Below are 21,887 nucleotides of genomic sequence, written 5' to 3' on the forward strand. Positions count from 1 at the left end.
GGAAAATTGTCTGCTCAATTTTTTGATAATTGACCACTGTTACATTTGGTAAATCGAGGAGTTGATCAAAATTTATCCACATAACCCACCTCCTGTTCTGTGTTACTATTATACCATGCTCACACAGAACCTAGAAGAGCCCCATTTTAGCCCTTCAATCAGAAAAAGAAGCCATCTGATCAAGCAAATATTGGCTCGTCATAACCTGTTCAACATTTAAATTGGTAACTGATAACTGATAACTGATAACTGATAGATTAAATCACCGTCCCGTCGGGAATAGTGGCATTTTTGAAAATAACCACGATACCGCTGCGAACATAGAAACCTAAATCTTCGCGATTAGCTTCTTCCACACGATCTTTGTTAACAATTAAAACATTGGCACCAATGCGAGCATTTTTGTCCACAATTGCCCGACGAATAGTCGAACCGGGGCCGATACCCATGGGAACTTTGCCATCTCGGGCGAGACTTTCCCGTTCGGGGAAAGACTCATAAAAGTCCGATCCCATCAGCATTGTATCCTCGATCGAGCAGTCTTTGCCGACTCGACTACGAATACCTAAAATCGAGTGATGGATGCGACATTCTTTGAGAATACAACCTTCAGAAATCATCGATTCTGTCACCGTACAATTGAGCATTTTTGTCGGTGGCAGATAGCGAGAACGGGTATAGATGGGGGCTTTTTCGTCGTAGAAACTAAAGGCGGGATTTGGTTGTTGGGTCAAGGCGAGATTAGACTCATAAAAGGCTTCAATCGTGCCGATATCTTCCCAGTAACCTTTAAATAAATAAGCCTGAAGATTGTAGTCTTTAGCCGCCGAGGGAATAATTTCCTTACCAAAATCGGTCTGTTCTTTATTGGCATCGAGCAGATCGATTAAAACATTCTTTTTAAAGACATAAATTCCCATGGAGGCGATGTAGGGATTTTGACGGGCTTGGTCAGGATTTAAGCCTAAAATCGTCGTATCTACCCGCATTCTTTCCAATTCTGCCCCTTTGGGTTTCTCATAAAAATCGACAATTCGCCCCGAATCATTAATTTTCATCACCCCAAAAGCGGAGGCGCGACGTTCATCGATGGGAACCACCGATAAAGTGATATCGGCGTTGGTTTCCCGATGGCGTTCGATGAACTTGCTGTAGTCCATGCGATAGAGATGATCTCCCGAGAGAATTAGATATTCATCGATATCCCAATCCTTCATCGTCCAGATATATTGTCGTACCGCGTCGGCCGTGCCTTGGAACCATTGAGGATTCTCCATGGTTTGTTGAGCGGCCAAAACTTCCACGAAACCATCGCTAAAACCCGTAAAATTATAGGTACGATTGAGGTGACGATTGAGAGAAGCGGAATTAAATTGCGTCAACACATAGATTTTGTCAATCTGGGAGTTAATACAATTGCTGACGGGAATATCGATTAAGCGATATTTTCCCGCTAGGGGGACGGCAGGTTTTGCCCGCAGTTTCGTTAAGGGATAAAGGCGAGTTCCGGCCCCGCCACCCAAGATAATAGCTAATACTTTTTTCACGCGCGTAACCCTCGCGATTGGCTGTTTCCTTCTCAAAGTAAGTGTAGGATGATAGCGCACCTTATTGATAGAGGGGAAACAAAAATCTCAATCTAAAAGTCATCAAGAGGGAATTGATCGGAGTCTTTGCGGATAAATTCGCTAAAATCATGAATTTTTGGGCTAAATCATTAATATTCACCTTTTTTATCCCTTTACCGTACCTAATGCCCGCCACGGTGACGGGCGATCGCTGTTCTTGGTTAGCCCAAGGTTCCGATGTACAGACTTTCGGTAAACAAGGCCAAAGCGGGAAAGCTGGCAAGGTCGGCGGCCAAGGCAGAAATAGTGATAGTTTAACCCTCTTTCTCGATGGTTCTCCCCTAAAACTCGATATTTCAGGACAAAAAGGGGTCGATGGTGAAAATGGCAGCAATGGCAGCGATGGCAACTGTAGCGGTCAACCGGGCAATGTAACACGAAATCTCCAGGCGGCCGGTGGTGGCAACGGTGGCAATGGGGGTGATGGGGGTGATGGGGGCAATGGCGGCGCTTTAACCCTCTATGCCACTAATTTAGATTTTTTAAGACAAGTAACGGTCAATGCTGCCGGAGGCGCTGGGGGTTTTGGGGGTCAGGGAGGCCAAGGAGGTAAAGGTTGTCGCTGTTCCCAACCTTTTTGGACAATTCAAACCTGTAGCGGTAGGCCGGGTGATGCCAATTATAGCTGTACCACCAGAGAATTTAGCTGTCAGGATGGTCTCGATGGGGCGACGGGTAATAGTGGTCGTAACGGTCGCGAAGGGCGTTTAGGACAGTTAACTTTAATTCAAATCGATCGCCCTTTAACTGCCGATCAACCGAGCGCAACTGTTCCCCTTTCGGAGTTAAAAGAACGGGGTTATATTCTATCTAAAAATACTTGGGAAACTCGCACCGGGGCAATGTCTTTATTTGCCCCCGGTTCCCTGATCGATGATCAATATCGGATTTTAGTAGATCGATCGGAACGTTCTTTTATTTTAATTTGGAATGCGCCCCAAGAGTTTAACCGGTTTACTAATCAGCGTTTTACTTTAACCCTCGATGATCAAAAGGAACTGAGGGTAACTATCCCCAGTGAACTCTGGATCGAGGGAACCACTCAAAAACGCAATAATGTTACGGAATTTGTCGTTTATAATGCTGTTTTTGAACGAGATGTCACCCAATTAGAAGCAAAAGGTATTACAGGAAATGGTACTGATTTAAGGCTTTTTCTCGAAGATAAAGCTTCCCAATCGAATTTAATCGGCACTAAATTTAAAGTGCGTTATCGCGTCACTCGTTGGCAAGCAGACGACCTACAAACCAGTCCCAGAACCGATTTTGTCACTCGCTACGAAGGAGATATGCCCGCTAATTTGGTCCGACAGGAGGGCAATCAATTTATTCTAGATATCGGTCAATTACCCTTACCTGTGGAATCTTTACGATCGGGTACGGGGGTAGAAATCGAGTTACTGGCTACTCGTTCTTTTGCCGGTTATTCCAAAGAACAAAAAATCGTCATTCGCGACACGATTAAAGGGGCAAATATCCCACGGAGGTAAGTCAAAAAAGCTCCCTTCTCCTTTCTCCGGTGCAGTCTTAACGAGTAATTTAGATAGTCAACTTACCAAAAGGCTTTAAAATATCTTGGGAGGAAGACTGGTTGTTCTGTCGGTTTACCTAGGGAATGTCCCGATAGTTTAGAACCAATGTTAAAGGGAAAGATGGGCAATATTTTAAGTGTGGCGCCGATGATGGATTATACCGATCGCCATTTTCGCTATTTTTGGCGACAAATTAGCCGTCGTCCCCTTCTCTACACGGAAATGATCACGACGATGGCGATTAAACACGGCGATCGCTATAAGTTGCTGGGGTTCTCCCTAGCAGAAAAACCTCTAGCTTTGCAGTTAGGGGGTGATAATCCCTATCTCTTGGCAGAATGCGCTAAAATAGCCGAAGATATGGGTTATGACGAGGTAAATCTCAATGTGGGTTGTCCTAGTTCCAGGGTAAAAGAGGGCAATTTCGGCGCTTGTTTGATGGCTAACCCGGAATTAGTCGCTAGGGGAATATCGGCAATGAATCAAGCTGTATCGATTCCCGTTACTGTAAAACAGAGAATTGGCATTGATCATCAAGATAGTTACGAAAATATGGCGAATTTTGTCCGTATTGTTGCGGATACGGGTTGTCAACGTTTTACCATCCATGCGCGCAAAGCTTGGTTACAGGGATTAAGTCCCAAGGAAAATCGCACCGTCCCCCCTTTGCGTTACGATGATGTTTATCGACTAAAAAATCAGTTTCCCCATTTGTTTATTGAAATTAACGGCGGTATCATTAATTTAGAACAGGCTAGACAACATTTACAATTAGTAGATGCAGTTATGATTGGTCGGGCAGCCTACGATAATCCCTATTTATTTGCCACAGTCGATCGAGATTTTTATGGGGAATCGGTTACTCCTCCTACCCGGGAAGAAGTAATCAAAAAAATGCTTCCCTACATCGATGAGTGGGTGAGTAAAGGTTATAAACTACACCAGATCAGCAAACATCTTCTACAGCTTTTTGCCGGTCAGCCCGGAACTAAGGCCTGGAAGCGTTATATTAGTGAAAATAGCCATTTTACTGGGGCCGATTCTGGGGTAATCTGGCAAGCTTTACAGCAGGTAAATTCCCTCAATGATCTGGCTAATCTTTCAGCTTCCCATTGATTTATTTTCTTTTCTATGATTACCCAATCCTCAATTACTGCCGGGGTAAAAAATTCAGCTATGGTGGATTTTGTTTATCAACCTCCCCCGGCAGCTATCACAGCTAAACGTATTTTAATTAAACCTAATTTAGGTTATCCTGTGCCTCCCCCAGTAACGGTTAGTCTGCCGGTATTAAGTCAAGTTTTGCGGGGATTGAGAGGGGTAAATCCTGGAGCAGAAATTATCTTGGTAGAGGGAGTTTGTTCGGCTATTTCTTTGAGAGAAATTATCGATATTTTGGGAGTAAAATCTATTCTCGCTCCCGGAATAACCATTCTTGATGCTGATAGTTTACCCCAGCAAGAATATCCGAATCTTTCCCCTTTTCCTGTCCGTTTTCCCTCGATGTTTGCTCCTAAAATTATCGAAGAAGTGGATTGTCGGATCACGATTGGAACCTTAAAACGCACCCATTTAAAGGATAAACCCCTGATTTCTGCTTCTTTAAAAAATCTCTATGGACTCTTTCCCCGTAGTCATTATCAGGCCCGTAGTCCTAACTCGCGGGGGCAATTACATCGCCCCTCCGTACCGCTAATTTTACAGGATGTCTATTTTTGTATCGGTCATCTTTTTGATGGGGCAGTGGTGGACGCTAATCTCAAATATTTTAGTAGCAATTGGCGACCGGATCGAGGAAAATCTATTCCTCTGGGTCAAGTGTTTTGGGGTGATGATATGATTAGCGTGGATCGTAGTGCTTGTCTGTTAGGTGATGAACCGATGCCGAGTTATTTAAATGCGATCGATTTGCTTCGTTCTCAACTTTTAAACGGAACTAATTAGGGTTAATAATTCTTGTTTCGCTAGTCTTTCTGGTTGACCGTGGATTGCTTGTAAGCTAAACGGCGCTTAACCTGCATGATCCAATAGCTATAACCCTTTTGGAGTCTATATCGGTGATCCGAAGTAAAAGCCGTTTAGCTTATCACCTATCACCCATAGACAATAATTTATCAGGGGATAAGACCAATATTTCTGGTTTGCTGCGTTTTAAAACCTAGAGAAAGATGAAGGTAAATTAGGTTAGGGTAATCAGTAATCAGCTGCTGTTTGCTTAGATGTATTTTGGACAAAATGATTTCTGCCCTGTTTTAGGATCTATATCCAGAGGCATTCTATCAATTATTAATATAAACGGCTCTTCGGTTTGTGTTATGCAATGGACTGGGGTTATAGGGGATATAACCCTTATGTAGAAAGGCATTTGGCGATTTTTGTCAATTGTTTTTGATCTAAAGCGAACTCATCAATTAAGTCTCTTGCCAGATAAGGATTTAGTCAATTTATGCCCCCCTATCGAACCATACCAAGTAACGAAGAGCCATATAAACTGAATTAGCGATGATTCAAATCCCTACCATTTCATCATCTGAAAGCCTTATCTTTTTGTAAAAGTAGTGACAAAATTTCCTTGAGTAGAACTTATTTTCAGTTAATAATAGTTGTTTGCTAACAGGCTCTGAAAAAAAAATTATCACATCAATTAAGTAGTCAAATACTAAAAATTTAACACAAAACAAAATTTAATTTAATCTATGTAAGAAATAATAAAATTTTTGATGATAAAAGGAATGGCCACATAAATTTGATCATCTTGCTGTTCTAGAGAAATCATTAAGCGTCTTTTCAGAGATTGAAGATTATTAATTAATTCTTTTGAGGATAAAATATTAGGATGTTTTTTAATTTGATTCATTGATATTCTATCCGGCTGATTGGCGAGAAATTTAAGTAATTGAATTTCACTGGTAATTAGAAAACTTAATGTTTCTCGCAAAACATCTATTAAGTCATGATCAAAAAAGGGTTGTTCATAACTTAAAAACTCAGCAATATTTCCTGCAAATAAGTCTCGAATTAGACTGCTAATAATTTTTAAATAAAGTGGGTTTCCTTCGTAGATAGATATTAATTCTTCGTAATACTCTTTACCTTGTAAGCTATAATCATTGATAATATGTTTGCTCTCATTACCTAGTCCAGATAACTCTAGAATCATAGTATCATTAAGCTCACGAATATATTCACAACTGTTAATGATAATACAGCTTTGATATTGTGTTTGCGATAAAATTGTCAAGAGAATACTGTATTCTTCATATCCTTTTTTATAAGAACCTAAAGATTGAATTGGGGAGAAAACCCAATTGACATCGTCAAGAATAATAAGATAACGATGTTTCTTTAAAATCTCCTTAAATTGTGTTATTTTATCAGAGGAATCATTGTTATAATTATCAGAATCTAATTCATGAGACACGCTAATTATTTCTCTAATAAGTTGTGATAAGGTTGGCAAGGATTTAAGGCTTTTATAGATGACATAATCAAAGTGCGGCTTGATGATCGCAACTAAATTTAAGCTCAAGGCTGTTTTACCAATACCTTTAACACCAACAATGTTTATTAGATTACATTTTTCTTGAATAATTTTTTGTTCTAATTCCTTTAATTCTTCCATCCGACCATAAAAATTCTCAATATTAGGAGCATCACTTAAATCTTCATGATTAACAGTTTTCTCTTGATGTGAGTGCATATCTGAAGATGTGTCTCGACAAATATTGCCACTGTTAATTTGAATACCTTGAAAAATATTGTTTGAAGAATAATAACATCTTTCTATGGTTGCTTTTACATTAGATTTTTTTACTTTTTCTCCTACTGATTCAGATAAAATCTTCCAGAGTTTTCCCGCAGTATCTTTAATGTATTTTTCTGTGTATTGAGCTTCAGAGGCAATTTCAAGGTAACTTTTGCCTTGTATTGTGCCTAAGAGAACAGTTTTTTGCAAGTCATTAAGATGTTCTCCAATATGAGAAAAAATTAACTCATCAGCAATGTTAACAATCTCTTGAATATCAATCATACATTCTACTGGTAATTAACGCTAAGGGTTATATCATGCTTTTTGCGTCTAAAAAAGTTTTTTCTGGCTTTTTTGAATTTGCTACAGTCTTTTTAAGGCTTTTATTCCAAGTCTTTTTAAGGCTCTGATGCCAATTTTTGAAGCTATGATCAGGGACATAAATAAGCAGTTCGCACTCTAAGCAGTGTTTTTAGGCACTGAACCCATTGTCTAGCTTAGATTAATTCGGGAATTTAGATGACGAACAGTTTATACCATTTAATCTTAATTAGGGAGGCAGGATTTATGTCAGGTTCCAGTAAAGACGCTATTGGACATTCTCTTAAGGAAGTGCTAAAAGAAGCGGCAAAAGGTGCTGCCAGCGAAGCTGGTAAGGTAGCAACTCAAAAAATTGTATCAGGAAAATCAAGCAAGTCTTCTGATTCTGGAAATAACAAGGATTAGTTTTCTGATCCAAAGTAATGCTAGAGTCATTCAAATATTTGCTATTAATCACAGCAGTCTTTTTGCTGTCTGTGATTAATATTTTATTGAGCAATCAGTTTAGCGAACAAGACACTAAGGAGTTGTATGAGTAGAGACAACGAATTAAAAATGACAGGTTATACTGACGGGAGTGGCAATTATCGTAGCTTCTCACCACAAAGGATTGTAATCGATCATCAAAGACTAATGGAGAAAGCAAAAAGTTCTCCTCCTAATCTGTTTCTATTGAATGTTGTTGCTTTATCTATTAATCCTATAGAGGTCGATCATGCTATTCTCTTAGATATCAAGGATACTCTTAAGCTACATGGAGATATAAGACGAACGGGAAAAAAAGTAGATGATTGTATGGTTTATCATTTTACTGGAGATGGGCTTCAATTTTGTACTTTAAGGGAATATTGCAATGACTATTATGATAACAAGAACACACATCCTGTTTTTTCAGTCGATGGAATTTGTTCTGATACTTCTGCTGCGAGAGAAAGACTGTTAAAATACGCAGAGACAAGCTATAGTACATTATCTAGCAACTGTGAACATTTTGCTTATGATGTTCTGACAGGAAAAAAACGCAGTCCCCAATTGTTTGCCGCATTAATGGGTGCGGCAGCAGTAGCAGTTGCTGGATTGTTTGCCCTCCGCGATGACGGGAATCGATAAATCTAAACTATCGATTTAAAATTTCAATTCACCAACTAAAGACGGTCTCTAAAAATACCTCATTGGTAGTGGAATGACACAACCAAGATAACCTAATAGATTTCAGGCTAAATTTTTATCTAGTCAAGATGCTCCTGTTTTCTAATAGACTGGGTTAGCTGTGTAATATTATCCCACTACCAAGTGATTTTGTTGATTAATAAGCACCCTTACCGAAAAGAACAATTCGCAGGGTTTCCACTAAGATATCTAGGTCTAAATTCAAAGACCAAGTCTGTATTGGGAATATCATCGGCCAATACCTCCACCGCACCGGAATCGGTGTTGGTTAAAGCAACTGCTCTTTAGGTTGCCCAAAACCCCCCCCTCGGTGAGCGGTTATGCGTCTATCCAGATGCTGCCGTCTTCGATGCGAAGGGGATAAACGGGTAAAGCTTGGGGTTGAGAAACTGCCGCCATCGCTTTGTTAACCACAGGGGGCCAGGTAATCCAATCTTTGACAGCACCGCTACAGAGATCAAAAGAACTACGATGCCAGGGACAAACGATCGCGCCGTCTTCGGTAATTTTGCCCTTCGTCATCGATAATTTTAAATGAGGACAACGATTACCGACGGCGTGGAATTGACCGTTATTGTTAATCAACAGAATGGAATTTTCCCCCACTTTTACCACTTGACGGGCGCCGGGGGCAAGGGAATCTACAGATAATACTTTTGTCCAACTCATATTTTTATTTAACTAAGGGAGAGATCGAGAATCGTTTCGGGGTAATTTTGGGCAATAATATCCTGTTTAGCCCATTGTTGGTAATCTTGCAACAATTGACTCATTAAACGCTGTTTAATCCGCAATAAAACCCCTTTTAAGAGACTATTGCCGGTGATTTCTAACAGTGGACGCGGGGTTAACCATAATGGTGGTGGTAGGGCAACTTTCACCTCAAGATTGGCTTTCCCCGCTAGATAGGTTTGATTATTTTTTTCCACAGGAGCGAGTTTGCCTTTAACATTGAGGCTAAAGCGATCGTTGATATAATCAATACCTTTGATCTGACAGTCTTCTGATTGCAAAAATATCGTCCCCCCAGAAGTGGCCCAGACATTGAGAATAACCGTGGGCTGAAAATAGTACAAATTCAAGAAGTTGAGGGGACGCATTTTCAGTCGAAACCGATTCTCAGACAAGTTTTCTGTTAAGCTAGTCTCAACGATAGCCTGTACTAATCTTTGCGGTTGGCGCAGATAATGCTGAATCGGGATTGTTTGTTCAGCAACAACAATTTCTAGGGATTCGGCAGCGCTAAAAGTTACTTCCATAAGTTGGCTATCTTAAATTTGTCTCCCTTATTAATTTTACCTTGAATGTCAGCTTGAAGGAACCCTCGGTTTCACCTCGGAGATGAAAAGCTGACCAGCATATAAACAGCGAAGCACGGCTAATATTCAATCTTAGTCTTGGTTTTCAACGGGATTAAACTCAGCCCTGCGAGTATTAAAATAATTAGTTTCCACCACCCTTGACAGTTTGTACAGTGATATGATATGGTGAGATAATATCACGTTGGGAAGTTATTTTAGATGTACGGATGCCTTTCTTAAATGGACAGAGCGCCGCTATTGAAATCAAACAGTTCGCCCCTCATATCCCCATTATTGCCTATAGATTCTTGGCAAAGCTTCCAATAGAAAAAAAATAATCAAACTACAGTTTTTGACCTATACTACCCTAAAGATATATCTTCCCAAGATCTGATCAAAGCGATCGATGACTTGGGAAAATTAGCACAAGCGGACAAATCTCAATTCCGTCGGGTCGGATAGTTAACTAAGTTTTTCTTCAGGAAAAGTTGCTTGAAACTCATCGAGTAATTCATCCAACTCCTCAAGAGCTTGATTAACATCTAATCTCAGACCCCCAATGTCGGGTTTATCGCGCAATTGCAGTAAATAATCCCGTTTATTGGCCATTTGTTGCACTTTATCGATCAAGCTGGTTTTATCCATAATTCACCCTCTGGTACTGACTGCGATTATATATCAGTCAGCCCATATCAGTGAACAGTGATCGGTGAACAGTGAACAGCCAGTGATCACTGGTAACTAGATCTCCTGCAAAAATCAAAAATCTTCTCTTGGGTGAGCAGACAGTAAACTCCGAGACAGGAGGAGAAAAAAGACAAGAGACAGCTAACTGATAACTGATAACTGATAACTGACTTTCCTATGTCCCCTCTCAATTCTCACCGCACAGAAATAACTACCGTTGCCGATCCTATTTATCTAGAAATCTTTAAAAATCTCTATCAATTTATTGCCGAAGAAATGGGGATTACTCTGCAAAATACGGCAGCAAGTGTCAATATTAAAGAGCGCCTAGACTTCTCCTGTGCTATTTTTGATGAGGTGGGAAATTTAATCGCTAATGCTCCTCATATTCCCGTCCATTTAGGCTCTATGTCCGATAGCGTTAAAAGCTTAATTCAGGATAAAGGTGAGACGATTCGTCCCGGGAATGTTTATCTGGCTAATAATCCTTATAATGGCGGTACTCACCTGCCAGATGTCACAGTAATTAGTCCTATTTTTGACCGCCAAAATCAGGAAATATTATTTTATCTTGCCTCCCGGGGACATCAAGCTGATATCGGTGGAATTACCCCCGGTTCTATGCCTCCCCATTCTGTTCATATTAGCGAAGAAGGAATTTTATTCGATAATTTTTTGCTGGTAGCGGGGGGACAGTTTCGGGAACAAGAATTAATTAATCACTTAACTAATAGTCCTTTTCCAGCACGCAATATCGCCCAAAATATTGCCGATTTTCAAGCACAAATAGCCGCTAATGCCAAGGGGGAAAGAGAATTACATAATCTGGTTGATCGCTACGGATTAGCTATGGTTAAAGCCTATCAACAGTTTGTTCAAGATAATGCGGAATTAGCGGTTAGAAAAGCTATATCTGTCCTGAAAGATGGTGAATTTACTTATTATCTGGATAACGGTGCTGTCATCAAGGTCAGAATTAGCATAGATATTGATAATTGTCAAGCAACTATTGATTTTACTGGCACATCTGACCAGTTAAATAATAACTTTAATGCACCCCTAGCAGTGACAAGAGCGGCGGTTTTATACGTTTTTCGTACCCTTGTGGAGGAGGCAATTCCTTTAAATGCTGGCTGTTTCAAACCCCTCCATTTAATTATCCCGTCTGGCTGTTTTCTTAATCCCGTTTATCCGGCGGCCGTGGTAGCTGGAAATGTGGAAACTTCCCAGGCAATAGTTAATGCTTTATACGGTGCTTTAGGCATTCAAGCAGCCAGCCAAGGGACGATGAATAATTTCACTTTTGGCAATCAAGAATATCAATATTATGAGACTATTTGTGGCGGTTCCGGTGCGGGGGCAAATTTTGCGGGAACCGCTGCCGTGCAAACCCAGATGACTAATTCCCGTCTCACCGATCCAGAAGTATTAGAAATGCGCTATCCTGTGTTAGTAGAAAGTTTTAGCATTCGCCCCGATAGTGGCGGCAGGGGACAATATTCTGGAGGTGATGGTGTGATTAGAAGAATTAAATTTCAAGAGGCTATGACCGCCAATATTCTGTCGAGTAATCGCCTGATTCCCCCCTTTGGACTGGCGGGAGGAAAAGCTGGTAAAATAGGACGTAATGCCGTGGAAAGAAACGATGGAACTATCGAAGAATTGCCCGGTACTGCGACTGTAGAAATGAACCTTGGTGATATTTTTATTATTGAAACCCCCGGCGGTGGTGGCTATGGAAATTGCTGAACGATAACTTTAATTAAGTACCTAAGCAAAATTAAGTAAGTGGTTATAATTAAATTAAAGATGGATCCCCCCTTAATCCCCCCTTAATAAGGGGGGTGTCTGACGATTTACTGATTAAATCATGACAATTATCTTAGCGATCGAAACCAGTTGCGATGAAACGGCTGTGGCTATTGTTAACAATAACCAGGTGTTGAGTAGTGTGGTTTCTTCTCAAATTGATCTCCATCGTCTCTATGGCGGTGTTGTGCCGGAAATGGCCTCCCGACAACACCTAGAAACCATTAATTTTTGTCTAGAAAAAGCTTGGCAAGAAACGGGGTTAAATTGGTCAGAAATTGATGGAATAGCCGCCACAGTTGCCCCCGGTTTAGTAGGTGCTTTAATGGTGGGAATGACGGCGGCTAAAACCCTGGCTATTGTCCACGATAAACCCTTTATCGGCATTCATCATCTCGAAGGTCATATCTATGCTTCCTATCTCGCTGAATCTGATCTTAAACCTCCTTTTTTATCTCTTTTAGTCTCTGGGGGTCATACCAGTTTAATCCATGTGCAGGCCTGCGGCAAATATCAACAATTAGGAACCACTAGAGATGATGCAGCCGGAGAAGCTTTTGATAAAGTGGCACGATTATTAAACTTAAGTTATCCCGGTGGTCCGATAATCGATCGCATGGCCAAAGATGGTAATCCCCAAGCTTTTCCCTTACCTGAAGGTAAAATATCTTTACCAACCGGCGGTTTTCATGCCTACGATTCCAGTTTTAGTGGTTTAAAAACTGCTGTTTTGCGCTTAGTAGAGAAATTCGAGCCAGATAATTTACCTGTAGCTGATATAGCCGCTAGTTTTCAAGATACGGTAGCCAGAAGTTTAACCCGTCGGACAATCAATTGTGCCTTAGATTATGGCTTAAAAACTATCGCAATCGGTGGAGGAGTGGCGGCCAATAGTGCCTTAAGAAATCATCTGGAAACTGCCGCCAAAAATCATCATTTAACTGTCTATTTTCCGCCGCTTAAACTCTGTACCGATAACGCCGCTATGATTGCTCGCGCTGCTGTTGATCATTATGATCTTGGTCATTTTTCTGACCTTTCCCTCGGTGTTCGTTCCCGTTTACCTTTAAGCGAAGTTATGCAATTATATAATACGTCAGATTCAGCCGTCAGTATTCAGAATTGAGGAGATTGCTTTTATCTATTCTCCCCATCTCCTGTCTCCTGTCTCCTGTCTCCTGTCTCCTGTCTCGACTAGGAAATTAATTTTCCACGACTACTTAAAATGTTTGGCTTTTTAAATCTCAATAAACCCCCCGATTGGACTTCTCACGATTGCGTGGCCAAAGTCCGAAAAATTCTTAAGACTAAACGAGTCGGCCATGGGGGAACTTTAGATCCTATGGCTACGGGAGTTTTACCGATCGCCGTCGGTGCTGCCACCCGATTACTGGCCTATTTACCCGAAAATAAGGCTTATCGGGCAAAAATCCAGTTAGGACTCAGCACCGATACCGATGATATTACGGGAAAAGCGATCGCTGCTTGTCCCTGTGCCGATTTAACTTTAGAGGCAGTTAAGCCCCATTTAGCGGAATTTATCGGCAATATTGCCCAGATTCCGCCGATGTATAGTGCTATTCACAAGGATGGTCGTCGTCTCTACGAATTGGCGCGCAAAGGGGAAATAATCGCAGTGGAGCCTCGTCAGGTCAAAATTGACCAAATTACGGTTTTAGACTGGTTAGAGGGCGAATTTCCGCAAATAGAGCTAGATATTCACTGTGGATCGGGGACTTATATTCGTTCCCTGGCCAGAGATTTGGGGAAGGTGTTAGCTGTGGGTGGCACTTTAGCCAGTCTAACTCGCACGGAAAGCTGTGGTTTTCAGTTGGCCGATAGTATTAATCTGGAAGCTTTAATGGCTAATTCCGAGGGTTTAATTTCGCCTCGCATTGCCTTGGCACATCTAGACTGGATTTCTTTCACACCAGAGAGAGTTATCGATTGGTTTCACGGCAGAAAAATTAATCTCACCGATACAAATGTTATACTCGGTTCTCTGGTTGCTGTGGAGTCTTTAGAAGCTGAATTTCTCGGCATTGGTGAGATAGTTGTTATAGAAGATGAATACTACCTACAGCCTAAAATAGTTATTCAGCAATAGGGTTAATAATAAACACTTTTTCTAGATATTAAGTATGCTTATCTGGACAAACTAAGCTTTTTTATACCAAATCCGTTTTTAATAGTATGATTAACTCCCAATCGATCTTTAAAAACCCAGTTATGGATTGTTTCCCCCCACTTCCTACTTCCCACTTCCCACTTCCCACTCTCCTATACCTTTTAAACAGGATTTAGTATTATTAACAGTATAAACCCACTGATTATGATTTTTTCTGGCCAGGATTTTTTTAGAAGCGACCAAAGATTTTAGACAAAGATTGAGCATAGAAACGGGACGATTTAAGCGATTGCTCAATTCTTGAACTGTGATTCCTTGGGGATAAACTTGCATAAGTTCAAAAATTTGTGCGCTAGTATTTAGTCCTTTTGTCGGACTAATAATCTTGATAGCCAAGGCTAGTAATCGGGAGAAACAACAGGCTATTAGACCATTGTTTGTCGCTGCTTTGTTCCGCTCGATCTAGCCTTTTTTTCGATAAGTTATTAGGGTTTAAAGTGCTAATAAAGTCTTGACGGAAACAGAGATTAATTTGTTCCCATAATCTCTTGAATAGCAGATAAAAGGCGATCAATCTCCCCATCAGTCCCGATCGAAATCCGCACATAATTCTGAATGCGAGGATGTTTAAAGTATCGCACTAATATCTGACGCTCTTTGAGTTGATTATATAACTCACTGGCACTAATCTGGGGGGGAGAAGCGAGGATAAAATTAGCTTCCGAGTCAAAAACAATAAATCCCAACTCGCGCAGAGAAGTAATTAAACGGCCGCGTGTTTGACGGACTTTTTGCCAAACTTCCTCAAAATAATTATGGTGTTTTAAAGCTGCTGTGGCTAAAGTTTGAGCGATGCGATCTAAATTATAGGAATCACGCACCTTATCCATCTGTTCGATAATGGCCCTGGAAGCAAAACCGAAACCGACTCTTAACCCCGCTAAACTATAACTTTTCGACATAGTGCGACTAATAATGACATTATCGTAACGGGAGAGAAAATCGAGATGATTGTCATCACTAAAATCCACATAAGCTTCATCAATTAATACCAATCCCGAGGCATTAGCACAGGTTGCTTCTAAATAGTTGCGATCAAGATGTTTACCGACGGGAGGATTAGGAGAAGCTAGAAAAATTAATTTCGCTTCTGGACAAATAATCGGTCCTTCCAATGCAAATTTATCATTAGTGGGAAATTCGATAATATTTGCCCCGTGTACCCGGGCAATTGTCTCGTAAAGAGAATAGGTTAAATCCAAAAAAGCGACGCTTTCGCAAGGGTTAACAAAAGTTCGCAGGGCGATATTAAGGATATCATCGGAGCCATTACCCGCGATTATCTGATCGGCTGTTATGCCGTATAATTCCGCCGCCGTTTGCCGTAACTCTTTGGAGATAGGATCGGGATAGAGTCGGACTTTCTCTAATTGCTCTGGCAGGTGGGCAAAAATTTCCGCCAGTGGGGGATAGGGATTCTCATTGGTGTTAAGTTTGGTAAATCCCGCAGTTTGGGGCTGTTCTCCCGGAGTGTAGGCGGGGGTTTGACGAACACAATCGCGTGTAGGTAGCATGAACTCTCTGGGGCGGCAATTTCTAGCAAGCTTTTTATTATAGCTGATTATCAGGGGTTGAAATAGGTTCAACCCCTACCGGTAAAACTAATTAAGGTTCTACCCAACGGCCATCGGCTTTAATTAAATTAATCAACTCGCTTACACCTTCATTTTCGGGGACGCGTTTAATTTCCTCGCGACCGCGATAAAGGGAGATATAACCGGCCTGTTTCCCTACATAACCATAGTCTGCGTCGGCCATTTCTCCCGGTCCGTTGACAATACAACCCATAACGGCGATATCGAGTCCGGTGAGGTGTTGAGTCGCTGCGCGCACTTGCTGCAGGACATCTTCTAAATTAAAAAGAGTGCGACCACAGGAAGGACAGGCAACGTATTCGACCATAGTTTTCCGCAGTCCCAGGGCCTGGAGAATGCTGTAACAGACGGGAATTTCCTTTTCAGGAGCTTCCGTCAGAGAAACGCGAATCGTATCACCAATACCGTCCGCTAAGAGAGTGGCAATCCCGGCAGTGGATTTAATGCGTCCGTATTCCCCATCTCCTGCCTCAGTAACACCCAAATGCAGGGGATAATCCATACCTAACTCGTCCATGCGCTTAACCATGAGACGATAGGCGGCCACCATCACCGGCACGCGGGAAGCTTTTAGGGAAATGACCAGATTGCGAAAATCGAGGGATTCGCAGATGCGGATAAATTCTAAAGCCGACTGTACCATTCCTTCGGGGGTGTCGCCGTAGGTAAAGAGCATTCTTTCGGCCAGAGAACCGTGGTTAACGCCGATTCGCATCGCTTTACCTTGATCTCGCAGGGAAACTACCAAAGGTTTCAGGGTTTCGGCAATTTTTTCGCCAATTTCATCAAATTCTGCTTGACTATACTCGCCGCGGTCGGCTTTCGGTTTCTCGAAAACGTACAAACCGGGGTTAATTCGCACTTTATCGACGTGCTTGGCCACTTCTAGGGCGATTTTCATACCGTTGTGATGCACATCGGCTACTAACGGCACGGGTTGATAGGTGGCCAGCAGTTTTTCCCTAATTTTAGCCAAAGCGGTGGCGTGGGCCAGACTCGGCACGGTGACGCGGACAATTTCACAACCGACTTCATGGAGGCGACGGATACCGGCCACGGAACCATCTATATCAAGGGTATCCTCGTTAATCATCGACTGCACGACCACGGGATGACCACCACCGATGGTAACGCTACCTACCTTGACGGGACGGGTTTTGCGTCGGTGAATCGTGGTGTCGAATTCGGAGGCAGTTGCGGGAGGTTTGAGCGTCGATTCCAAGGTTTGCATAGGACTATCACCAACAATCACTCTCCCTATTCTCTCAAAGAACAGGAACAGATTCTAGCCACTCTAATAAAATTGGATTAAAACGGTCGGGACATTCATCCTGTAAACAATGACCGGCCTGTTCAAATTCTACATATTTAATCCTAGGATTAAGGGAGACAAAACCCTGGGCTAACTGGACGGGAACCATCCGATCTTGCTTGCCCCAACACAATAAAATCGGGATTTCTAAGCGTGGTAAAATTAACTTTGCCGGTGGACAATATTCGGGATGATTGACAGCTTGTGCTAGGGAAATAAAGGCCTCGGCTGCCCCCTCATCTAGGGTTGGGGCGGCGATAATTTGTACTAATTCCTCGCTGACTGCTTTCTTGTCTTCGTAGGCGATTCCTGCCCATTTTTTCAAGACTTGCGGACGACGCAGATAGTAAAAAATCGGTTTTAATAGCCAAGGAGAAGTGAAAAATTTTTCCATAGGAGTGACGATATTTAATAACCAATCGGCGATCATTTCCCGCCGACGGCTGACATCGGGTAAACTGAGCATAACTAATCCGGCTACCATTTCCGGATATTTACCCGCTAGGGCCATACTAACTAAAGAACCGATCGAATTGCCCACTAATACCACGGGTCTGTTAATAACAGTTTGCCAGAAATCGTGTATTTGTTCCACCCAGAGATTAACGGTATAGGGAACCTGTACTTTGCGCGAACCACCAAAACCTAATAAATCTACTGCGTAAACTCGATGATTTTGGCTGAGAATAGGAATATTATGGCGCCAATGTTCGATCGCCGCTCCAAATCCGTGCAGTAAAATTAAAGGGGGATTATCGGCATCTTGGGGGTTTTTTGCCGGCATAAAACTATAACGAATTTGCCAACCGCGCCACACCCAATCCCGTTGATAACCGATGCGTTCTGTCCAAGCTGGTAAAGTTGTCACTTAAGTCAAAAATTTAAGAGGTTTTCAGGAAATATTACTCTAGTTTTATTATACTGGTTTCCCCGTCCCTGACCTGCGGCTGAATAACATTTTTGTACTACTTTTACCAAAATTTTGGGTTAAAGCCCCGTCCTTTTAGGACGACTTTATGTGAAAATAAAATTGGTTTGAATCCCCTGAGTGGGCGGTAGTGAATGGCTCGATTGAGTTGAACCCTAGAACTCGAAAGTCTGCATAAGAGACAAAAAGGCAGGGTAGCGAAAACCTCGTCAAACATAGTGCATTAGCGGCTCAACAACGGTGAATGAAAAACCAGTAAAAATCTTTGTCGTAAGACAGATAGGGTAGGGCATACCCGAATTTTCCTTAAAATAGGAAAACGCTTGCAGAGTGAACCACAAAAAGGGAAACTAGATAGCAACTGATATTCTAGTAATCTCGGTTCAGACATAATCGTGTAAGACGTGAGCAAGGGAAAGCAGAAAGCGCAGTGATGAGCTTCGAGAATCCTTACGCCTTTAGGCCCAGGAGTGTCAAAATACCAGATTTTCAAGTGGGGAATCTGGGTTAAAATAGACCAAGAAAGTTAACAAAAAAATTGTCTCGCTCAAGTGGGCGAAAATCAGCTTATGACCCTTGCGGTGGCGATCGAAAAGTTAAAAAAATCCTACGGTCAGACGGCAGCGGTTAAAGATATCTCCTTTACCGTGGCAGCGGCAGAAATCTTCGGTTTACTCGGTCCCAATGGTTCGGGGAAAACCACCACGATTCGCTGTCTTTGTACCCTTGCTAAACCTGATGGCGGCAAAATCGAGGTGGGGGGTGTCGATGCCCTGAATAACCCCAAATCCGCCCGTAAACGCCTCGGTTACGTTGCCCAAGAAGTAGCCCTCGATAAAATGCTCACCGGCCGGGAACTGTTGCAACTACAAGCGGCTCTCTATCACATTCCTGCTCAAAAGTCAAGAGAGCGCATCAAAGAATTAATAAATCTTTTAGGATTAGAGGAATACGCCGACAAAAAAACAGGAACCTATTCCGGCGGCATCAAAAAACGGCTGGATTTAGCGGCGGGATTACTGCATCAGCCAGAAGTTTTGGTGCTGGATGAACCAACTGTGGGACTCGATATCGAAAGTCGTTTGATTGTCTGGGATTTTCTGCGACAATTGCGGGCAGCAGGAACCAGTGTGTTAATTACCAGCCATTATCTCGAAGAAATCGACGCATTGGCTGATAACTTGGCAATTATCGACAATGGTATCGTCATCGCTCGGGGCACACCCTCACAACTGAAGGAGCAACTTGGCGGCGATCGCATTACCCTAAAAGTGCGAGAATTTTCCCCAGAGGAAGAAGCTTTCAAAGCGAAAGAATTATTATCCCGTCTGCCTTTTGTCGAGGAAGTGATCGTCAATACCGCCCAGGGTAACTCCCTTAATCTTATCGTCACGGCGAATAGCAATCCTTTAAGCAAAATTGAACAAACCCTAGCCGAATCGGGACTACCCGTGTTCAGCATGGCCCAATCCCGTCCTAGTCTCGATGATGTCTATCTGGCGGCCACTGGACGCACCCTGATGGATGCGGAAATTGCCGCCGCCAGCAGTCGCGACCTCAAGGCGGAGAAAAAACAAGCGATGAAGGAATCCTAGTCCGGCGAGAAAGGCTGTAATATTGCCTAATTGCCCGGTTAAATCATCTATAATTGGAGCGATCGATTATATATCAATCAAGATGAAAGATAAACGGGTATTGCTGACCGGCGGTACGGGAGGACTGGGTTTAGGAGTCACTCCGGCGATTTTACACCATGGCGGTCATCTAACCATGACCTATCGGGAGGAAAGGGAGGTGGGTCGTCTGAAATCTCGGCTGAGTGCGGCGGAATTTGAGCGTATTCGCTTTGTCCGGGTGGATTTAACCCAAGAAACTGCCGTGGCTAGATTAATTGATGATCTCGGTCGGGTCGATGTTTTAATTCATCTAGTCGGGGGTTTTACCATGGGGGCGACGGAGGAGTTTAGCTATGAAGATTGGCTAAAAATGTTCGATTTAAACCTCCATAGCACTTTTTTACTGTGTAAACACTGTTTACGCTCGATGAAACTTCATAATTATGGTCGTATCGTCACTATCGGTTCTCGTGGTGCCGTACAACCGGGGGCGAATTTGGCCGCCTATTGTGCCTCGAAAGCGGCGGTAGTGGCTTTAACCCAAGCGATCGCAGAAGAAACCAAACAGACTAATATTACCGCTAACGTGGTTTTGCCCAGTATTATCGATACTCCGGGCAACCGGGAAGCGATGGGAGAGGCAAATGCTAAGGACTGGGTAAGTCCCCAATCTCTAGCCGAGGTGATCTGTTTTCTGGCGGGGGAAGGGGCGAAGGACTTGCGCGGGGCGGCAATTCCCGTCTATGGTTCCCTGTGAGTGGTTTTTTGTCTTCAGGCTGATACACTGATAACGGCGCTCGCTCTCGCTAAAAATTGGGGTTAATTTATGCTTATTCCGATTCTTATCAGTCTTACTGTCTTACTTTTATCCTATCTGCTCGGTTCGATTCCCACGGGTTATTTAATCGGTAAATACAGCAAAGGTATCGATATTCGTGACTATGGTTCCGGTTCCACTGGGGCTACCAATGTGCTAAGAACTCTGGGAAAATCTGCCGGGGCGACGGTGTTATTAATTGATATGTTAAAAGGAATGGCGGCGGTAGCCCTGGTACGAGGGCTATATTTTATGGATGTCAATCCTCTCCCAGAAAGTTGGTATTACTGGTTAATTATTGGGGCGGGATTGGGTGCAGTCATCGGTCATAGTAAATCGATTTTCTTGAATTTTAGTGGTGGTAAATCCGTCGCCACCAGTTTAGGGGTTTTATTAGTGATGAATCCCCTAGTGGCTTGGGGAACTTTGGCGAGTTTTTTGGTTATTCTGGCACTTTTCCGGATTGTTTCTTTAGGTTCGATTATCGGGGCGCTGGTGGTGAATATTTTAATGGTTGTTTTGGGTCAACCTCTCCCCTATATTTTATTTAGTTTGATAGGGGGAATCTATGTGATTGTTCGTCATCACGGTAATATTAAAAGATTGTTGGCAGGGACGGAACCAAAAATAGGTCAGAAAGTACAGCAATCATCGGAAGTAAGTTAAATAGGGCGGGCTGAATAAGCATAAAAACCTTGTGGGGTAAGACTTTTAGACTTTTTTCCCCCAAAAAGTGCCGACCCTTGGAGTGATTGGGAGGAAAATTCAGCTACTTTTTTCCTGAAAATTGGTAAAACCCCACACCCTGCCCCCAGGAAAAACTTTTTCAGCAGACCCTAATTAAGACTGTCTGCTGTGGTTTTTAACCAAAGGATAAAACTATTAATATCTTCTTGGACTTGTAGCCATGTATTATAATAGTTATTAACCAGATTTTCTAGTTTTTGTTTTTCCAATTCAAAACCGTAGATATTGCGAACAACGTGCCGAAAGCTTAGGTATTCATTAAGTTTATACACTGTATCTTCTCGTAATACAGCAGGACGATAATCTTGAGGTTTGCTCATACGATTTAATAGCCTTCTATGCCAGTCATAACTAGGGTTTGCTGAATAAATCTAAAAACCTTATCCAACAAGGTTTTTAGACTTTTTTTCCCTCAAAAAGTGCCGACCCTTGGAGTGATTGGGGGGAAAATTCAGGGACTTTTTCCCTGAAAATTAGGTAATTGACCA

Annotated in this window: 21 protein-coding genes; 11 read left to right on the forward strand and 10 right to left on the reverse strand. The window is 42.3% G+C overall.

What is annotated here, in order from left to right; genetic code table 11:
- Positions 1-257: 257 nt before the first annotated feature.
- Entirely contained in the window at positions 258-1,547 is a 1,290-nt protein-coding gene (locus tag IM319_RS19660; protein WP_287736642.1) for a glucose-1-phosphate adenylyltransferase, read from the reverse strand.
- A 206-nt stretch (positions 1,548-1,753) separates the two neighbouring features.
- Here IM319_RS19660 and IM319_RS19665 point away from each other — a divergent pair, with 206 nt between their 5' ends.
- The 3 genes from IM319_RS19665 to IM319_RS19675 all read left to right on the forward strand — a co-directional run bounded on the left by IM319_RS19665 (position 1,754) and on the right by IM319_RS19675 (position 5,104).
- Positions 1,754-3,118 carry a collagen-like protein gene (locus IM319_RS19665; RefSeq protein ID WP_287736653.1) on the forward strand — a complete coding sequence of 455 codons (1,365 nt, stop codon included), beginning with the start codon at positions 1,754-1,756 and terminating at the stop codon, positions 3,116-3,118.
- Positions 3,119-3,280: 162 nt separating this feature from the next.
- Positions 3,281-4,276, forward strand: coding sequence for a tRNA dihydrouridine(20/20a) synthase DusA (dusA, locus tag IM319_RS19670; RefSeq protein WP_287736643.1), 996 nt, complete (start codon positions 3,281-3,283; stop codon positions 4,274-4,276).
- A 15-nt stretch (positions 4,277-4,291) separates the two neighbouring features.
- Positions 4,292-5,104 carry a DUF362 domain-containing protein gene (locus IM319_RS19675; protein WP_287736644.1) on the forward strand — a complete coding sequence of 271 codons (813 nt, stop codon included), beginning with the start codon at positions 4,292-4,294 and terminating at the stop codon, positions 5,102-5,104.
- A gap of 745 nt (positions 5,105-5,849) precedes the next feature.
- On the opposite strand, the gene IM319_RS19680 is transcribed toward IM319_RS19675, so the two are convergent.
- Positions 5,850-7,190 carry an NB-ARC domain-containing protein gene (locus IM319_RS19680; protein ID WP_287736645.1) on the reverse strand — a complete coding sequence of 447 codons (1,341 nt, stop codon included), beginning with the start codon at positions 7,188-7,190 and terminating at the stop codon, positions 5,850-5,852.
- Positions 7,191-7,427: 237 nt separating this feature from the next.
- Between IM319_RS19680 and IM319_RS19685 the strand changes: the two genes are divergently transcribed.
- Together IM319_RS19685 and IM319_RS19690 are read left to right on the forward strand one after the other, a co-directional pair.
- Positions 7,428-7,634 (forward strand): hypothetical protein, encoded by a 207-nt coding sequence (locus IM319_RS19685; RefSeq protein WP_004158486.1) that lies wholly within the window; start codon positions 7,428-7,430, stop codon positions 7,632-7,634.
- 126 nt (positions 7,635-7,760) lie between these two features.
- Complete coding sequence (locus IM319_RS19690) at positions 7,761-8,339, forward strand: hypothetical protein (protein ID WP_287657008.1); 579 nt, start codon at positions 7,761-7,763, stop codon at positions 8,337-8,339.
- Between the two features lie 378 nt (positions 8,340-8,717).
- Here IM319_RS19690 and IM319_RS19695 read toward each other — a convergent pair whose 3' ends face one another.
- From IM319_RS19695 to IM319_RS19710, 3 genes are all read right to left on the reverse strand, one after another.
- Complete coding sequence (locus tag IM319_RS19695; RefSeq protein WP_002731942.1) at positions 8,718-9,068, reverse strand: Rieske (2Fe-2S) protein; 351 nt, start codon at positions 9,066-9,068, stop codon at positions 8,718-8,720.
- A gap of 8 nt (positions 9,069-9,076) precedes the next feature.
- Complete coding sequence (locus tag IM319_RS19700; protein WP_287736646.1) at positions 9,077-9,658, reverse strand: DUF1997 domain-containing protein; 582 nt, start codon at positions 9,656-9,658, stop codon at positions 9,077-9,079.
- 504 nt (positions 9,659-10,162) lie between these two features.
- Positions 10,163-10,345 carry a hypothetical protein gene (locus IM319_RS19710; RefSeq protein ID WP_002763844.1) on the reverse strand — a complete coding sequence of 61 codons (183 nt, stop codon included), beginning with the start codon at positions 10,343-10,345 and terminating at the stop codon, positions 10,163-10,165.
- A 219-nt stretch (positions 10,346-10,564) separates the two neighbouring features.
- Here IM319_RS19710 and IM319_RS19715 point away from each other — a divergent pair, with 219 nt between their 5' ends.
- The 3 genes from IM319_RS19715 to truB all read left to right on the forward strand — a co-directional run bounded on the left by IM319_RS19715 (position 10,565) and on the right by truB (position 14,303).
- A complete protein-coding gene (locus tag IM319_RS19715) occupies positions 10,565-12,136 on the forward strand; it encodes a hydantoinase B/oxoprolinase family protein (RefSeq protein ID WP_287736647.1) in 1,572 nt (523 codons plus the stop codon).
- Between the two features lie 121 nt (positions 12,137-12,257).
- Positions 12,258-13,322, forward strand: a complete 1,065-nt coding sequence (gene tsaD / locus IM319_RS19720; protein WP_287736648.1) for a tRNA (adenosine(37)-N6)-threonylcarbamoyltransferase complex transferase subunit TsaD — start codon at positions 12,258-12,260, stop codon at positions 13,320-13,322.
- A 99-nt stretch (positions 13,323-13,421) separates the two neighbouring features.
- Positions 13,422-14,303, forward strand: a complete 882-nt coding sequence (gene truB, locus IM319_RS19725; protein ID WP_286826584.1) for a tRNA pseudouridine(55) synthase TruB — start codon at positions 13,422-13,424, stop codon at positions 14,301-14,303.
- A gap of 144 nt (positions 14,304-14,447) precedes the next feature.
- On the opposite strand, the gene IM319_RS19730 is transcribed toward truB, so the two are convergent.
- From IM319_RS19730 to IM319_RS19745, 4 genes are all read right to left on the reverse strand, one after another.
- A complete protein-coding gene (locus tag IM319_RS19730; RefSeq protein ID WP_353857211.1) occupies positions 14,448-14,750 on the reverse strand; it encodes a winged helix-turn-helix domain-containing protein in 303 nt (100 codons plus the stop codon).
- A gap of 101 nt (positions 14,751-14,851) precedes the next feature.
- Entirely contained in the window at positions 14,852-15,898 is a 1,047-nt protein-coding gene (gene hisC / locus IM319_RS19735) for a histidinol-phosphate transaminase (RefSeq protein ID WP_287685047.1), read from the reverse strand.
- Positions 15,899-15,989: 91 nt separating this feature from the next.
- Positions 15,990-17,210 (reverse strand): (E)-4-hydroxy-3-methylbut-2-enyl-diphosphate synthase, encoded by a 1,221-nt coding sequence (ispG, locus tag IM319_RS19740; protein WP_286826587.1) that lies wholly within the window; start codon positions 17,208-17,210, stop codon positions 15,990-15,992.
- A 34-nt stretch (positions 17,211-17,244) separates the two neighbouring features.
- Positions 17,245-18,159, reverse strand: a complete 915-nt coding sequence (locus IM319_RS19745) for an alpha/beta fold hydrolase (RefSeq protein WP_287736650.1) — start codon at positions 18,157-18,159, stop codon at positions 17,245-17,247.
- A 629-nt stretch (positions 18,160-18,788) separates the two neighbouring features.
- Here IM319_RS19745 and IM319_RS19750 point away from each other — a divergent pair.
- The 3 genes from IM319_RS19750 (at position 18,789) to plsY (ending at position 21,318) form a co-directional block, all read left to right on the forward strand.
- Positions 18,789-19,814, forward strand: a complete 1,026-nt coding sequence (locus IM319_RS19750) for an ABC transporter ATP-binding protein (RefSeq protein WP_287736651.1) — start codon at positions 18,789-18,791, stop codon at positions 19,812-19,814.
- An 82-nt stretch (positions 19,815-19,896) separates the two neighbouring features.
- Positions 19,897-20,592 (forward strand): 3-oxoacyl-ACP reductase FabG, encoded by a 696-nt coding sequence (gene fabG / locus IM319_RS19755; RefSeq protein WP_286824407.1) that lies wholly within the window; start codon positions 19,897-19,899, stop codon positions 20,590-20,592.
- A gap of 69 nt (positions 20,593-20,661) precedes the next feature.
- Positions 20,662-21,318 carry a glycerol-3-phosphate 1-O-acyltransferase PlsY gene (gene plsY, locus IM319_RS19760; protein ID WP_425185285.1) on the forward strand — a complete coding sequence of 219 codons (657 nt, stop codon included), beginning with the start codon at positions 20,662-20,664 and terminating at the stop codon, positions 21,316-21,318.
- A 170-nt stretch (positions 21,319-21,488) separates the two neighbouring features.
- Here the strand turns inward: plsY and IM319_RS19765 are convergent, their stop codons facing one another.
- On the reverse strand, positions 21,489-21,770 hold the full coding sequence (locus IM319_RS19765) for a hypothetical protein (protein WP_425185286.1): 282 nt from the start codon (positions 21,768-21,770) through the stop codon (positions 21,489-21,491).
- Positions 21,771-21,887: the final 117 nt, after the last annotated feature.

This window comes from Microcystis sp. M113S1 (genome assembly GCF_020246945.1).
GTDB lineage: Bacteria > Cyanobacteriota > Cyanobacteriia > Cyanobacteriales > Microcystaceae > Microcystis.

Bases quoted from the DNA above. Each gene is read 5' to 3' on its own strand.
- IM319_RS19715 (WP_287736647.1), top strand. From the start codon at position 10,565: ATGTCCCCTCTCAATTCTCACCGCACAGAAATAACTACCGTTGCCGAT.
- IM319_RS19690 (WP_287657008.1), top strand. From the start codon at position 7,761: ATGAGTAGAGACAACGAATTAAAAATGACAGGTTATACTGACGGGAGT.
- IM319_RS19680 (WP_287736645.1), bottom strand. From the start codon at position 7,190: ATGATTGATATTCAAGAGATTGTTAACATTGCTGATGAGTTAATTTTT.
- IM319_RS19685 (WP_004158486.1), top strand. From the start codon at position 7,428: ATGACGAACAGTTTATACCATTTAATCTTAATTAGGGAGGCAGGATTT.
- IM319_RS19750 (WP_287736651.1), top strand. From the start codon at position 18,789: ATGACCCTTGCGGTGGCGATCGAAAAGTTAAAAAAATCCTACGGTCAG.
- plsY (WP_425185285.1), top strand. From the start codon at position 20,662: ATGCTTATTCCGATTCTTATCAGTCTTACTGTCTTACTTTTATCCTAT.
- ispG (WP_286826587.1), bottom strand. From the start codon at position 17,210: ATGCAAACCTTGGAATCGACGCTCAAACCTCCCGCAACTGCCTCCGAA.
- tsaD (WP_287736648.1), top strand. From the start codon at position 12,258: ATGACAATTATCTTAGCGATCGAAACCAGTTGCGATGAAACGGCTGTG.
- IM319_RS19700 (WP_287736646.1), bottom strand. From the start codon at position 9,658: ATGGAAGTAACTTTTAGCGCTGCCGAATCCCTAGAAATTGTTGTTGCT.
- dusA (WP_287736643.1), top strand. From the start codon at position 3,281: ATGGGCAATATTTTAAGTGTGGCGCCGATGATGGATTATACCGATCGC.
- IM319_RS19710 (WP_002763844.1), bottom strand. From the start codon at position 10,345: ATGGATAAAACCAGCTTGATCGATAAAGTGCAACAAATGGCCAATAAA.
- fabG (WP_286824407.1), top strand. From the start codon at position 19,897: ATGAAAGATAAACGGGTATTGCTGACCGGCGGTACGGGAGGACTGGGT.
- IM319_RS19675 (WP_287736644.1), top strand. From the start codon at position 4,292: ATGATTACCCAATCCTCAATTACTGCCGGGGTAAAAAATTCAGCTATG.
- IM319_RS19665 (WP_287736653.1), top strand. From the start codon at position 1,754: ATGCCCGCCACGGTGACGGGCGATCGCTGTTCTTGGTTAGCCCAAGGT.
- truB (WP_286826584.1), top strand. From the start codon at position 13,422: ATGTTTGGCTTTTTAAATCTCAATAAACCCCCCGATTGGACTTCTCAC.
- hisC (WP_287685047.1), bottom strand. From the start codon at position 15,898: ATGCTACCTACACGCGATTGTGTTCGTCAAACCCCCGCCTACACTCCG.
- IM319_RS19695 (WP_002731942.1), bottom strand. From the start codon at position 9,068: ATGAGTTGGACAAAAGTATTATCTGTAGATTCCCTTGCCCCCGGCGCC.